This window comes from Caballeronia humi, assembly GCF_001544475.1.
In the GTDB taxonomy this organism is placed as follows: Bacteria; Pseudomonadota; Gammaproteobacteria; order Burkholderiales; family Burkholderiaceae; genus Caballeronia; species Caballeronia humi.
Window position 1 is genome coordinate 1 of sequence record NZ_FCNW02000088.1, and the last position, 13,821, is coordinate 13,821.

The window sequence follows — 13,821 nt, forward strand, 5'->3', positions numbered from 1 at the left end:
AAGCTGCCCAATTCCACGACGGCTCGAAACGCCTGCAAATCGTTCAGATCGAAGTTGACGCCCACGAGCCATTCTCCACATGGCTATTTTGCATGATGTGGCGTTCGGCGGCCCGTCATGCCGCCGGTCGGTGAGCGTACTACCATCCGGAAGAATCTTCGTTGACCAACGGCATCGGTACTGGCCAGCTGGGATGCAAAAAAGCAGCGTCGGCTCAGTATCGTCCGCATTCCCAGTCAATTGAATGTAAAGGAATTAGAAGATTATATTATGTAGATACCCGATACGTTGAGTGAAAACGGATTGGCGGCCTTAGAAAAGTCTAACGGCCCATGACTGGATCCGAAGTCTTGTCGCGACCGCGCGCGAGAGCGTCGTGCACGCAGGACAGCGATGAGAGACGCGCAGGCACGTCCTCTAAGTGGGCGCCGTGCGAGCCCATCCGCACGTCCATATTGACAACCTTTGCGCGTCGGGTGCAATCCGGTTGATAAGCTCGCGAAAACTTTTGGTAGCGCGACGACTGCGAGCTTGCTAAAGCCCGGCGGCATGTGCCAGCAAGCAATTAATGATCTGCTTGCGAAATCGGTCACATTGTCATTTCACGGAGTCGGTCTTCCCGCTATTGAGCCGATCTGATCTCGCTGCGCCGGTCCCGTTTCTGCGGGCAGGGGACCGCGTGACTGGCGCACCCTTCGATAGACGCCTATAACTTAAATTCGGCTTGATCCTTTCGAAGTCGATACAGCACAGCGCTACCGGAGGACGTCCAGCGCGTACGTTCGTCATTTTTTGCGCTTTACCCTTGTCTTACCTCGCCAGTAACAAAACAGCCGACGTTGCGCGGGAACAACTCGAGGCAGGAATGGAGACGTGTCATGCTTAAACTCATACGGAAGTTCGTAGTGGCGTACGCGTTGTGTCTTCTTGGCGTTAGCGCGTGTCGCAGTCCTGCCATTTATCCGCCGGACAAAACAGCCGCAGTCAATGGAACGCGACTCGCGTACACTGAGTCGGGCCGCGGCGCACCGGTGGTGTTTGTCCATGGTGCGCTCTCAGACACGCGCGCGTGGGCGGGACAGAAGGACGCCATAGCGTCTCAATTTCGTTTCATCGCGTATAGCATGCGTTACCACTCGCCGAACGATTGGCAAGATGATGGCAGCATGTACAACATACCCACTCACGCTTCGGACCTCGCTGCTTTCGTGAAATCTCTTAACACGGGGCCCGTTCATCTAGTAGGCCATTCCTTTGGCGGGCACGTTGCGGCGCAGGTTGCAATGGAACATCCGGAGCTTGTCAAATCACTTGTTCTGGAAGAAGCCTCAATTTTTACCGTACTTGATTCGCCGGGCGGAAAAGCAGTCGTGGAGGCGTTTTTTCGGAGCGTCCCGTCAATCAAAGCCGAACTGAATACCGACGGCTCGGCCAAGGCTACGGAAATGATGATTGACTCGGTGCTCGAGGATCCTCAAGCGTGGGAAAAGGCACCGCCTCTGTGGTCTACGATGTGGCGCGACAATGCCAAAACGTTAGGGCCATTCCTCTCAGCGGCGCCGCCTCCCATTGACTGCTCACGAGTCGGGACTATTAAGGCGCCCACGTTGATTATCGAAGGAGCGAACAGCGCTCGCTTCTTCCATGAGATAGACAGCAAGCTGCTTCAGTGCATCGCGGGCAGTGAGCGTGTGTCAGTTCCCAAAGCTGACCATCTCGTGCAAGTACGAGATGCCGAGGCAGTCAACGAAGCCATTCTCGGATTTCTTACGAGACATCCATGACCTTTTGAACGACGCACGAGGCAAAAGCCGGTGCGTTCGCCTATCAGATAGCCGAAGACGGATCCGCCTGCCCGCCGGATCGAGGGAGCTTTCGGCACCCAGCCGTCGAGGCTGTGGAGTTATCGCCCCTTCCGTGCCCCTTGACGCGTTCACCTGTGAGAACAATTCGACGTTGGATGAACATCGTTCGACGTTCGCTCAATTCCGACAGCGAATCCAGTGTGCACAACAGCGCATCTGAGCGTACTTTGCCGGCGCAGGCTCCGCAAGCTGGAAGAGGGGGAAGCGACACAGCCCACCTTACTTTCTACGTCCGGGACACCGGGTACGGCGAAACCGATCTCACAGTGTATGCGCACGCCGAAGCCGCGCTTGAGCGCTGTATGGAAAGGGCCGAGCGGGAAAGCGTGTGGCGATTTGAGCCAGACGACGCGCCGCTGTTCGAGGCGATCCTGCGGCAAGCCGACCGCCAGCTTGACGGTGCGCCCAGCCACCTGCACATGGACGCGAGTGCGCGCCTGAATCGGTTCACGCTGAGCGGGCGACGGTCACCGCTCACTAGTGCGGCACACATGCAGTAACGATCGCTTTCGCCGACAAAGAATGCTGCCGGGGGTGACTTTGATTTCCGTGCAGAGTGTGCCAAGAACGCGGGCATCGGCTGATCGATGCTTGCGATGCTTTACCGAAGATGAGGGACGGCCCCTCGAAGTCGGCTTGCAGGAGCAGGCTTCAAACCGCCACAAGCTGCGTGGGTAAAGAGCCCCCGTGGTGAGCGTTGCTGGAAAAGTCGGGGTTTAGCCCGACACGTGGGAGTCAAAGAGACGAACGTGAGTGAACCGCTGATGACGTGTCGCAAAAATCATGATCGATGTCAAAACCGGAGGGTTTGCATGCTCCAGGACGAGTCTGGGCGATGCCTGCTGACGGCCCATTCGGCATCCGGCATAAAGGCGGCGTGACTTTGACTCAGGCTTCGGTAAGGAACTTGGGAACCTGTCGTCCTGATGCCAAGAGAGAAATCCAAGCGGAAGGTCTCCGCAAGGATGAGAGTACCGATGCGGGACACAGGGGCGGAGACGTCCGTAGTAGGGTTGAAGGGCCTGCAATGGGACTGGACCGAAGGGGCGTCATCGTCTGGCTTTATCGTGCGGGCAACCCGCTAGGGGAGGACCTGCGTGGATAAGGCAAAACCGTTTTGTATTTCCAAACGTGAGGTGTGGGAAGCGTATCAACAGGTGAAGGCTAACCGTGGGGCAGCGGGTGTGGACGGGCAGTCGATGGCGGAATTCGAGGCAGATCTGAAAAGCAATCTGTATCGAATCTGGAATCGGATGTCGTCCGGCAGTTACATGCCGCCTCTGGTTCTGCGGGTTGACATACCCAAAGCGGGAGGTGTGGGTAAGAGGCCGTTGGGCATTCCGACGATCTCTGATCGCATCGCGCAGACGGTGGTCAAGCGATATCTGGAGCCGCTTGTGGAGCCTGTGTTTCACCGCGACTCATACGGGTATCGTCCCTGACGGTCGGCGCATCAGGCACTCGACGCTACCCGGCAGCGATGCTGGGGTAGCTTTGATGATTATGCGACTAATCATCAAAGCGATTTCACGAACCAGGCAGGAACCGGCGTATTCTCGCATGCGAGAACAAAGTCCACGACATCCGTCCGTGTCCGCCGGAGACAAAAACAGGGCGAGGACCGGGTAGCAGCGGTCGCTTTTTGGGGCTTTTGCCTATGCGCACGACTACCGCAACGAGCGTTAGACTCTAGCGCTCGTTGGCCCGACTCTCGCTCGGGCCACCTTGAACTGACCGACCGCGCTGGCGAGTTCGTTCGCTTGGGTTTGCAGAGCGGCCGCAGCTGCGGCCGATTGTTCGACCAGCGCTGCGTTCTGCTGGACCATTTCGTCGAGTTGGGCTACCGCGCGATTCACCTCCTGAATACCGCGTGTCTGCTCGTCACCGGCATGGGTAATTTCTGCCATGATGGTCGTGACGCTTGAGACATTGCAGACGATGTCGTTCATCGTGAGCCCGGCCTGTCCAACGAGCGCTGCCCCGGCTGTGACGCTTGAGACGTTGGCGTGGATCAACTCCTTGATCTCCTTGGCGGCCTGCGCGCTGCGCTGTGCGAGCGTGCGAACCTCGCCTGCGACCACGGCAAAGCCCCGTCCTTCCTCGCCGGCGCGGGCGGCTTCCACCGCAGCGTTCAGCGCCAGAATGTTGGTCTGGAAGGCGATCGCTTCGATGACGCCGATGATGTCGCTGATCTTGCTCGAAGCGCCTTCGATCTCGTTCATTGTTGACACGACGTTCGCGACAACCGAGCCGCCGCGCGATGCAGCACCCGCGGCGGTAGATGCAGTTTCGTTTGCCTGATGTGCGGCACTGGCCGAATTCTTGACTGTCGCGGTGATTTGTTCCATTGACGCGGCGGTCTCTTCGAGGCTCGCAGCGGCTGCTTCTGTGCGCCGGGAGAGGTCAAGGTTGCCCGACGCGATTTCGTTGGCCGCATGTCGAACGGATTCGCTCGTGTCGCGAATCCGGGCCATCACATCGTTGATCTTGCTCACGAACGCGTTGAACGAGCGTGCAATCTGCGCCACTTCATCGCGTCCTGCGTCAGGAAGGCGCTGGGTAAGATCACCGCCTCCGGAACCGATCGACTCCATCGTGTCGCGAATGCGCGCCAGGCCCTTGAACGCCACGCCCGTGAAAGCGCTGACGACCCCAGCAGCGACGATGAGCAGCACCACCAACGCGCCAATGGAGGCGAGCAGAAGGGAGTGCATTCCGGCGGTTGCCTCCGACTGATCCAATGCGACGAGCGTCAGCCAGGTCGTCCCCGGCACCGAACGGGCTTTGACCAGTTTGGCTGTTTCGCCGACGTGTGCTGCGATCGGCGCTGCACCGGCATCCGACGAAGCGATAAGGCCTTCCATCGTCACGTCCGGGAGCAGATCCGTGAGCGGCTTCAGGGTCAGTTTCGCGTCCGAGTGCGCCACGATCTGCCCGCTGCGGTCGACGAGCATGCCGAAGCTGGCCGACGTTGGGTGAATCGATTTCACGTTCGCGACAACGCTGTCCATCGCCACGTCGCCTGAAACAACCCCTTTCACGACGCCTGCTCGTACGATTGGCGCCGCGAAAGCGACGACCAGCTTGCCGGTACCGACGTCGACATAGGGCGGCGTCACAATCGGTTTGCCGGCCTGGACCGCTTGCTTGTACCAGGGGCGCCCGGTCGGATCGTAGTCCGGCGGAATGCCGGTAGGATCAGAAAAACGCGCCGTTTTGTCAGCGTAGCCAACGTACACATTGGTGAAACCACCCGCAGAGGCGACCTGCTTGAGCGCGGCAGACGGATCCGGGGCCAAGGCTGCATCTTCCACCGACACGATCATTTGGGTTTTCGAGGCAATCCAGTCTTCGATGCCGGTTTCGTGTCCGGTCAGCACGGCGTTGAGATTCTGGTTTATTGCGTCACGGTTGTAGCCGTTGGCGACCCTGTAATTCAAGCTTGTGTTGACAGTCAGCGCGACGGCGACAACAGCCAGACAAGCCGCGAGAATTCGGGAGCGGATCGAGGCGAGCATGAAATCTTAGAATGTGGACGGGTTCCGTGTGTTTACGTCGGCTCCTCTGGGGACTTGAGCGCAGGGTGAACGGAGGCGCACAGAAGGCCAAAACGTCATGGTCCTTGTGCATTCCTCCACGAGGAATGCAAACGCCTCGCAACATAGCCGATCAGCAGACAAAAAGAAGCTCGCCAGAGGGGCTCGGTTGCCAGCAGCCGCAAACATGAAAGCACAGCACTTGAATACGTCCAGACGTTAGCGGACGGCCTAAGCCTGAGAATCTTTTTCGTTTCCTCTCAAATAAGTAACCAGCGATGAGAAAACGCCGATAATCCAAAGATCGCGTATTCCTTTACGGATCAGGCGGGCCTCGGAAATCTGCCTGTTGCGCGAAGCCGGGGTAACTCCCGGCTTTTTTCCATCGCCGTTACTATTGATAGATCGGTTATCGATAATAATTCGAAAACGCTGCACTTTCCTTCTCGACGCCTATAGCGACTCATCTTTATGGAATAACTATGCCCTTGAACAACCTTACGCCGAAGTGGACCGGAGCGTTCGGTGCGATGCATTTATTTGCCGAGTACGGCGAGGAAGAGCAGCTGCTCCGCAGCATGCGCCTCGAAACGGCGGACGACACGCGCTGTGTCGTGCTGGTGGACCGTGACCTGCGCGAGCCGGGCATTCATCGGGAAACCCGCTACGAAATCATCGAATGGACGCACGGTGGCGTAGACTCGGGTGGAGCATAAAAAAGAGTCTAGAAACGCCCTAACTATTCAATAAAAATGGTCGATAACCAGAGAAGTTAAATCGTCGCTCTTGGCTATCCTAGGAAAGAAATGAAAAAGACGTTCGTTGTTGCGGTGACTGTCGCATGCGTGCTGGCTGCGTGCTCGAAGCCTGAAGATTCAGTTATTCCCGCGGATCCAAAAAATTGGGATACGCAGTTGGCGCCAGAAGTGAAGAAGCTGAGTGAAGGAGACAAACAGTTGCTTACTGGTTATTTGATGCGCGCGAAGATTGGCGAAGCGTTCGGCGGAACCCCGATGCCCGTCGGCACCACCGTCGGGCAAGGGATCGAGCTGCAAAAAGCATGGATCGCCCAGCGAGAAGCTCAAAAAGCTGAGCAGGATCGATTGAAGAAAGAGACTGAAGAGCGCAAAGCAGCAGCGGCACAAGAAGTATCCAAGAGTGTGGTGCTGGCTTACATCTCCCAGCACATCCAGCCGAAAGACATATACGCGCATCGCTTCAGCGATATTTTCTTTGTTGACGTTGCAATACAGAATTCGAGCGCAAGAACAATCAAAGGCATCAAAGCCGACCTTGTCTTCAAGAATACGTTCGGCGAAAAGATATATTCAACTGGCCTTTCCATCGAGAAGACGATTGCTCCGGAGGCTCGCTCCACATGGCAGGGAGGCCATGAGCTGAACCAATTTAAGGAATCGGACAAAACGTTGATGAACCTTCAAGAAGGTAACTTCACCACAGAAATCCGCCCCACAATGGTTGTGTTCGCGGATGGCACGAGCATTGGATCGCCAGATTAAACGTACTGAACTGAACTGAACTGAAATGAAAAAGAAACCTACCCTCTTCGTCCGGGGCAGCCCGCTACACGCGGAAGCCTTGGCCTACGGGCATCCCTCGCCGCCATCCGCAAAGCGCAAGGCAAGGTAGCCTCGAACCAGTTTCCGATAGGCTCTGGAAATCTTCAGCCAAGAATCAATGAGGTAGCCGCCAGCGAGCACGGCGACGGATGCGAGAAGGGCAGTAACGAGAGCCCTTCTCGGACCTGTTGAATGGAACGGTGACGAAGGCGCCAGTTAGCCGTGCGTGATCATCGACGGACGGCGCATCGAGTGGAACGACCTTGGCGCGATGCTTTTGGCGTTCGAGGGATGGCAGTTCCGGCTCGAGATGCTTGACCCGAGCGACGAGGCTTGAGGCTGACCGCATAAGCAATTTCGCCAGTTGTGGTTCAACTGGCTGACACCCGCTCCGAACCCGTCCTTTTCCCCGCGTCCACACTTGGATCAACTGTGCTTGCCAGCCGTGGAAAACCTGTATACATTCACAGTACTGTGTTTACATACAGCGCGGAGGGCTACGATGGAGCACTTGGTCAGAATCTGCAACGATAAGGATCGACGAACGCTAGACTGGCTGCGCAGGCACGTAGCCGATGGGGCGATCGCCATCGCCGCCACACAATGCACAGGTACTGGCAAGCCATATCTGTCTGCGGTTTGCCGGCGCTTAGGTGTTCAAGCACCGGATTTCGCCGTGTCGCGGAGGCCAACGTCGAGTTCGATCGCCGAAAATTCGTTGGCGACCATTCGGAGCATTCTCGCAGTCCAAACAACAACAGCGGGACGAGTTGCCACGTCGACGGTAGGTTGCGCGGCAAGTGGCTTCCGGATGGGTTGATGCGTTGATGCGCTACGATCCGTCGTCATTGTGCAGCCATGCGGAAGATCCCGCACACCAATAATGACGCGCCAGATTTCGATGTGATCGTCCCGATCTATATAAAGCGATTTACCGCTTTATATTAGTTATACATATTATTTGGTATGCGGTCCACCAGCATCGATATCCGCCTGCCACCCGTTTGATTCTCGTCTGCACGCTAGGCTCGAACTCTCGCGCAAGCTCCTCAGTTGTTCCACCGGCCTTCACCAGGTCAACTATGCGAGCCCGGAATTCCGCCGGGTACGGTGCTCGACGCTTGCCCTTTTTGGCACATCCTATCCAAACGATAGTGTCCGCTTTCACGAGTCAATCTCACCTGTGACCGCGCACGATGCTGTATGTGCGGCTAACAACACCGCTGAAACAATTTTCAAGTTTACATTTCCCCTCTTATAACCTTTATTTCATCTACATTCTACGCCCCGCCAATGAAGACTTGCTTTCGCCAAGCGCAAGACGACTGTGCAGTTAGCGCCGTGACCCGGTCGAGTCCCGCGGCGGCACTGAGAGGTGCATGATGTTGGATTTGTCGCATAGGCAAAACCTACCGACACTTGGCCATGAAGGCGTAACTCAGTGGCCTAGAACACAGCTAGTCGACGTTCGCCGAAGCCTTACATGGTCATTAAGCGCCGCATGTTGACGAGCGGTTCATATGGGGTCCATAGATGAGTCGCCTCTTTTGTGTTCGGTCGGTTGTCATCTTGCTCTTTTTTGCTCTGAGTGGATGCCGGAGCTGGTTCCAGAGCTCAGACCAGGTGTTGGTGCGCGAACCGGGACAGCGAGTGTACGGGGACCCGGTTGCCGTCCAGAAAGAAGCCGTTAACCATTGGGAGTATGCGCTGCTGAGCCAGGCGGCTTATCTGAAAGCTGAGGAGATTGCCGCGGCACAGGGCAACACTGGAAAGGACGCAGTGGACTCACGAATTGCCACTACGGCGGGCAAAACGGAATCGTGTCCAGAGCCAGCCGCTGCCTTACTCGAGGCGAAATGGACTTACTGGAAAGATTTCCCGGATTCGCACCTGCGAGACGAGTTCAAAAAAGTGAACCTGCGGGTCGAGGTATGGGAAAGAAAGACTCCACCAGCGGTCGTGGTTACGTTCGGTGGAACTGTGTTCGAAAGCCTCAACGATTGGAAGTCTAATCTTCGATGGTTCTTACCAATTCGCGACGACGAGTACACACAGCTGGTGAAGGAGTTCGTGCCGGCATTCACGACCGAGTATCGTCGTCACGTGTTCATCGGTAACTCGAAGACCCCTCCTATTTATTCAACCGGACATTCTTTGGGAGGCGGATTGGCTCAGCAATTTGCGTATGCGCTTCCAGTCAAACCAGATGGCCTAATAGTCGATAGGGTCATTGTCTTCGACCCGTCGCCCGTCACAGGCTATTACAGCGTCGAAGAGGGCGTCAGAACTCGCGGTGCAAAAAGGCTTGTGATCGACCGAGTTTTCGAGCGAGGGGAAGTTTTAGCGTCCGTACGTTCCATCTTGGCGTTCTTCTACAGACCCAGCGAGGAAAGTCCAGCTGTTCGAGCGGTTCGATACAACTTTGAGGGAATCGTAAACCCGATAACCGCTCATTCAATGTCGCGGCTTGCCTGCGGACTCTTTGAGACCGCGAAAGGTCAACTTGGCCACCGCGTTGAGAGCGACGATACGACAGCGGGAAAGTGATGTGAGTGTTCAGTGGAAGATCCGCGCTCAACGAAAACGCCTAAAAGTGCGTGAGTGGGCTTCACGTCAAATGGAAAATCATTTGCAAACGAAGGGGAACGTAGCCGCATCGCGTGACGTAGAGGTGGAGAGCATTCGGCCTGCAGAGCGCCTGGCGAAGGCGAGATCATCGTAGGAAGAGTGCTTGCCGAGGACGGGTCGCAACGTAGTGTGGCTTTTGTGCGCAACATTCAAAAGCACTTACGGATGCGCGCGTGCAACGGACGAGCGCAGAACACGGCGGGCAAGAGAGCTGCTGATGGTCTTCGCTGACGGCGACACCCAATTGCGCGACGTGGAGATGTCGGTGCTGCCCGATACGGCGCACGTACTGGACGGCTACCACCTCACCAGGTGCCTGACGGTGTTGAGCCACGTCCTCAACGGCAAGGATGCGGCCAAGTGTTGTCACCGACTTCCATTTTGATTTGGATTCCGAGATTCACGGGAATCAGCCCGATGCAGACCTGACCTTGGAATGCTCGGCGATATCGACCTTGCCGACCGGATCATAAGCGCGTCGGCGACTGGTTCATTCCGGCATCGGCAACAACTCTTATGAGGTTGCGTTCACTTTGAGCTAGAGGCAGGAATGACAAAAGCAACATTGGTCGTCGCGGTACGTGGATGGACATCGTCCGGTGAATTCCTTTTGTTTGGGCGACCGGGAGGCGAGTTACGAGCAGATTTTTTAAGCACCCTTGCCGATTTCATACCAGACGCCGAGATATGGGCGCCTGAACTTGATCTGTCGATGTTTTCGATGCGATCGGCTGAGTTACTGTCGAGAAGCCTGTTTCTTCAGATCGACGAGAAATTGCGGGTTGCTACTCACATCGAACACATCGTTATTCTCGGCTTTAGCAGCGGATCGTTGCTTGCCCGGCGCGTTTTTTGCATGGCGCATGGGGCCGCGGAAAACGGAATGATTTTGCATTCTCCAGCATCATGGGCTGACAAGATCGACCGGATGGTGATGCTCTCCGGCGTCACGCGCGGATGGGAGTTTTCTTCAGCGTGTCCTGCGCATGTCAGGTTTCTAGGGCCTCTTCTTAACAAAGTCGCATCGATCGTCGGCTGGTGGAAGGCAAAGCACGAACCTGTCGAGTCCACGATCCCGCTGATTTATCAATTCAAACGGGGTTCACCGTTCGTGGTGTCTTCGCGTATTCAATACGTCAACGTTTTCGAGGAACTTCGCAGACGTCGACACCTTCTGCCAGCCTCTTTGCTCCGCGACTCAGGTCTGCCGTCGACTATCTTTCTTCTTGGAGCTAAGGACGAATTTATCTCTCCCGCCGATTGTACCGAGCTTGGACCTCGCGCTGAATTTGTATTCATTGAGCTTAAAGGAAGCAACCACATCGAAGCGCTCGAGATCGCAGGAGATAGTGAGAAAGCGCAAGATCGGCGCGAGCGGTTGATCGCAGCAATCAAGGACGAATTCGAAACCTTGACGCGTAAATCGTGGACGCTTCCACCCGGGGATATCGATGACTACCTGGACCCGATGGACATCGCTGAGAGAAATCCTCTATCAGCCGCGCTAGACGCGGAGGTTCGTCATGCCGTTATCATCGTCCATGGAATTCGAGATAATGGATTCTGGACAAAGCGCGTCGCCAGGGAAGTCAAATCGCTGGGACGCGAACACGGCATCGCCGTACGAGCCCCAACACCGAGCTACGGATATTTTTCCATGTGGGATTTTGTCAGGCCAGGCGGCCGCGAGCAGGCCGCTTTCTGGTTCATGGAACGATATGCGGACGTCAGAAGCCACTTTCCGCACGCAAAGATCAGTTTTGTGGGGCATAGCAATGGGACCTATATTGCTGCTCGAGCACTTGAACTTTGTTCAGCGGTTCAGTTGGAAAACGTGGTTTTCACCGGCAGTGTCGTTCGAAGGGATTATTGTTGGTCGCGCCACACAGGTCAGGTTCGGAGAATTTTGAACTATGTGGGAAGCATTGACGGAGTGGTTGCGTTTCTTCCTTCGGTGTTCGAGCATCTTCATATACGTTCGCTCGATGTAGGCGGTGCCGGGGCCTACGGATTCAACGAAGCAAATCAATCGGCGATGTTTATCAGAACTCCGAGCGCGCACCAGCCAGTCGAATCGGTCGACATCACAGAGGTCCGATTTGTCTCGGGCGGCCATGATGCTGCGATCGTTGAAGACTTTTGGCCTGAGATTGCACGGTTTGCGCTGTTGGGAGTCGCACCGTGCCGAAAGTCGATCGACAGAACGAAGGAAACTGACCGTCTGTTCCGGTGGGCGCCTCTAGTTACTACGCTCGGGATTTTCATTGGCGCGCTTCTCATTACACTGCCTTTCACTGTTGTTGCAATGATTACTGGATTCTTGCCTTTACACGGCAATCACTCCGTGCCGACGGCTGCACTTGTCGTAGTAGGCTTCTGCGGAAGCTTAGCTATTTCTTGGCTGACAAGACGTTTTATACGAATGTGGTAAGGAACATCTAATCGTTCTGGCGCCGACTGCACGGCGGGGCGTATCCGGAAACCGTTTCCCGATCTGACTTGCAAAGGCGCGACCTACTTCGCTTTAGTGCCGCTCGATGCCGACAAGCCCGTCCATATGAGAGATTTCACCGACTGGTTGCGTTCGAGCGCCGAGACGCATCGTTCCGGCAAATGATCGCCGCGCTGGAACCTGCAGCGCCTGGCTTTTTTTGACCACGCTTAGAATGCTTAATCTACGAGTGGGCAATGAACAGCAAACGTCGCCGGGATGACGGCTCACGAAAGGCGGAACGAGAAAGGATGAAAGACAGAGCCACCGTTCTATGTATTCGAAACGGCCGGATCCTGCTGGTTGCGCGAGAACGGTCGCGATGGGTGCTCCCGGGCGGAAGGATTCGCCGTAACGAACGCCCTTATGCAGCCGCGTTGCGGGAGCTCGAAGAGGAAACCACGCTTGCCGCAGTCAGGCTGCTGTACCTGTTCCAGTTCGACGGCTTCCGAACGCAGCACCACGTCTTTTTCGCGGACGTGGACCTTCATGCGACCGCGGAGCCGAACAACGAAATCGCGAAGTGCAGATGGTTCACGCCGACCAAGATCGCAACGCTTTCCGCAAGCGTCCCGACTCGCGGCATCGTCGAACTTTTCTTCCGGCACGTCGGTATTGTAAATCCGACGACGCCGTGGAGTGAGTCGCCTGCGATTCCGTGTTAGCTGATGCACCCTCAGCGAGTTGAATCCGTTGCTGCGTACCGTCACCCGCTGTCATCAGCTGCGAACGTGCACAACGGTAGCGCGCGCATCTTGCGTTGATAAGCATCGGAGAATCCTTGTTCGAAGAAGAATGTGCAGGTGACGGATCGTCGGGACCGTCAAACTTTGAGTCCCGGCCGAGAACATCGCAGCAGTTGCCTGTGTGGATCGGACCGCAGGGTGTACGTACAAAGACTAGTCAATTAGGATAACGAAAAAACTTCGCTAATTCCTTTTATGTAAAATTAAGTATGACTGTCAGGTGTATTTTTTGGTCAACGCGGCTGACCTTGACGATTGCTGTCGATCTGCTCCCGCCGGCGCGCGAGCCGAATCTTCTCCTGACTTGCGCCGTAGTCTGCTTCGGCAGCGGAGACGACGCCAGTGTTTGCGCCGGTGAGGTCCACGCGCACGTTGCCTTCGACGAGACAGGTCCAATAGCGTTGGCCCCGACACCAGAGCTTGACGCCGTTACGAGCGTCTCGGTCGCTTAGTCCAAGCGACGCCGCATGGGCAAGCACGTCCTTGAGAATCCCAACCTTGAGAGGAACCTTTGGCGCGCGACTGTGCGGAAAAGCGTGCGGGAAATGTCGTTGCAGCATGGTGACTGCGCGCGCGGCTGCGTCAGCAGACGTTCGCGGAGCCTTCGGTGACTGGTTGATTTCCCTTCCGGCGCGTACTGGCGCTGACGTCAGGCGCGATGCGGCCTTTTTGCCCTTCGCGCCCTGGTTCAGCTGCGCCTTAAGCGCAACAAGCTGTTCGAATCCCACGGTGCATGCCTGAAATTAGTCGCCAAATTTTACCAGTTGCCGTCAAACATCACCGTCTTCAAAGCCCAAGAACTGCAACCGTTCGCCGCGTGAGCGTGAAGCTGAGGCTAAGGCGACAAAGTTGACAAACACGACAAAAGCGATCATTGTTCTGGTATTGTGTCTCGCACGAGGCCGAACCATGTCCAAGCCAATGCCCGCCATGGAGTTCCCTGAAATCACCGCTGAAGACGCTCATCGTTTCGAA

At 56.1% G+C, this 13,821-nt stretch carries 13 protein-coding genes; 11 read left to right on the forward strand and 2 right to left on the reverse strand.

Features of this window, described 5'->3' with window-relative positions:
• Positions 1-878: 878 nt before the first annotated feature.
• The 3 genes from AWB65_RS32665 (at position 879) to AWB65_RS32675 (ending at position 3,307) form a co-directional block, all read left to right on the forward strand.
• Positions 879-1,784 carry an alpha/beta fold hydrolase gene (locus tag AWB65_RS32665; protein ID WP_087670962.1) on the forward strand — a complete coding sequence of 302 codons (906 nt, stop codon included), beginning with the start codon at positions 879-881 and terminating at the stop codon, positions 1,782-1,784.
• Between the two features lie 176 nt (positions 1,785-1,960).
• Positions 1,961-2,365, forward strand: coding sequence for a hypothetical protein (locus AWB65_RS32670; protein WP_087670963.1), 405 nt, complete (start codon positions 1,961-1,963; stop codon positions 2,363-2,365).
• Between the two features lie 597 nt (positions 2,366-2,962).
• Positions 2,963-3,307 (forward strand): RNA-dependent RNA polymerase family protein, encoded by a 345-nt coding sequence (locus AWB65_RS32675; RefSeq protein WP_235007984.1) that lies wholly within the window; start codon positions 2,963-2,965, stop codon positions 3,305-3,307.
• Between the two features lie 240 nt (positions 3,308-3,547).
• On the opposite strand, the gene AWB65_RS32680 is transcribed toward AWB65_RS32675, so the two are convergent.
• A complete protein-coding gene (locus AWB65_RS32680; RefSeq protein WP_087670964.1) occupies positions 3,548-5,383 on the reverse strand; it encodes a methyl-accepting chemotaxis protein in 1,836 nt (611 codons plus the stop codon).
• Between the two features lie 500 nt (positions 5,384-5,883).
• Here AWB65_RS32680 and AWB65_RS32685 point away from each other — a divergent pair, with 500 nt between their 5' ends.
• From AWB65_RS32685 to AWB65_RS32715, 8 genes are all read left to right on the forward strand, one after another.
• On the forward strand, positions 5,884-6,117 hold the full coding sequence (locus tag AWB65_RS32685; RefSeq protein WP_087670965.1) for a hypothetical protein: 234 nt from the start codon (positions 5,884-5,886) through the stop codon (positions 6,115-6,117).
• 90 nt (positions 6,118-6,207) lie between these two features.
• Positions 6,208-6,921, forward strand: coding sequence for a hypothetical protein (locus AWB65_RS32690; protein ID WP_087670966.1), 714 nt, complete (start codon positions 6,208-6,210; stop codon positions 6,919-6,921).
• A gap of 286 nt (positions 6,922-7,207) precedes the next feature.
• Positions 7,208-7,318, forward strand: a complete 111-nt coding sequence (locus AWB65_RS38075; protein WP_445344300.1) for a DUF7713 domain-containing protein — start codon at positions 7,208-7,210, stop codon at positions 7,316-7,318.
• Positions 7,319-7,483: 165 nt separating this feature from the next.
• On the forward strand, positions 7,484-7,801 hold the full coding sequence (locus AWB65_RS38115) for a CppA family protein (RefSeq protein WP_087670967.1): 318 nt from the start codon (positions 7,484-7,486) through the stop codon (positions 7,799-7,801).
• An 830-nt stretch (positions 7,802-8,631) separates the two neighbouring features.
• Entirely contained in the window at positions 8,632-9,528 is an 897-nt protein-coding gene (locus AWB65_RS32700; RefSeq protein ID WP_235007986.1) for an alpha/beta hydrolase family protein, read from the forward strand.
• Positions 9,529-9,826: 298 nt separating this feature from the next.
• Entirely contained in the window at positions 9,827-9,994 is a 168-nt protein-coding gene (locus AWB65_RS36525; protein WP_159907928.1) for a hypothetical protein, read from the forward strand.
• A 165-nt stretch (positions 9,995-10,159) separates the two neighbouring features.
• On the forward strand, positions 10,160-12,040 hold the full coding sequence (locus tag AWB65_RS32705; protein WP_125474279.1) for a hypothetical protein: 1,881 nt from the start codon (positions 10,160-10,162) through the stop codon (positions 12,038-12,040).
• 311 nt (positions 12,041-12,351) lie between these two features.
• The gene (locus AWB65_RS32715) at positions 12,352-12,765 is read left to right on the forward strand and encodes an NUDIX hydrolase (protein WP_087670969.1); all 414 of its coding nucleotides are present in this window, start codon (positions 12,352-12,354) and stop codon (positions 12,763-12,765) included.
• A gap of 314 nt (positions 12,766-13,079) precedes the next feature.
• Here the strand turns inward: AWB65_RS32715 and AWB65_RS32720 are convergent, their stop codons facing one another.
• Entirely contained in the window at positions 13,080-13,574 is a 495-nt protein-coding gene (locus AWB65_RS32720; RefSeq protein ID WP_235007988.1) for a ProQ/FinO family protein, read from the reverse strand.
• Positions 13,575-13,821: the final 247 nt, after the last annotated feature.

What these genes read in the sequence shown, in the direction of transcription:
- AWB65_RS32665 (WP_087670962.1), top strand. Translation starts at nt 879, where the DNA reads ATGCTTAAACTCATACGGAAGTTCGTAGTGGCGTACGCGTTGTGTCTT.
- AWB65_RS32670 (WP_087670963.1), top strand. Translation starts at nt 1,961, where the DNA reads ATGAACATCGTTCGACGTTCGCTCAATTCCGACAGCGAATCCAGTGTG.
- AWB65_RS32680 (WP_087670964.1), bottom strand. Translation starts at nt 5,383, where the DNA reads ATGCTCGCCTCGATCCGCTCCCGAATTCTCGCGGCTTGTCTGGCTGTT.
- AWB65_RS32685 (WP_087670965.1), top strand. Translation starts at nt 5,884, where the DNA reads ATGCCCTTGAACAACCTTACGCCGAAGTGGACCGGAGCGTTCGGTGCG.
- AWB65_RS32690 (WP_087670966.1), top strand. Translation starts at nt 6,208, where the DNA reads ATGAAAAAGACGTTCGTTGTTGCGGTGACTGTCGCATGCGTGCTGGCT.
- AWB65_RS38115 (WP_087670967.1), top strand. Translation starts at nt 7,484, where the DNA reads ATGGAGCACTTGGTCAGAATCTGCAACGATAAGGATCGACGAACGCTA.
- AWB65_RS36525 (WP_159907928.1), top strand. Translation starts at nt 9,827, where the DNA reads ATGGTCTTCGCTGACGGCGACACCCAATTGCGCGACGTGGAGATGTCG.
- AWB65_RS32705 (WP_125474279.1), top strand. Translation starts at nt 10,160, where the DNA reads ATGACAAAAGCAACATTGGTCGTCGCGGTACGTGGATGGACATCGTCC.
- AWB65_RS32715 (WP_087670969.1), top strand. Translation starts at nt 12,352, where the DNA reads ATGAAAGACAGAGCCACCGTTCTATGTATTCGAAACGGCCGGATCCTG.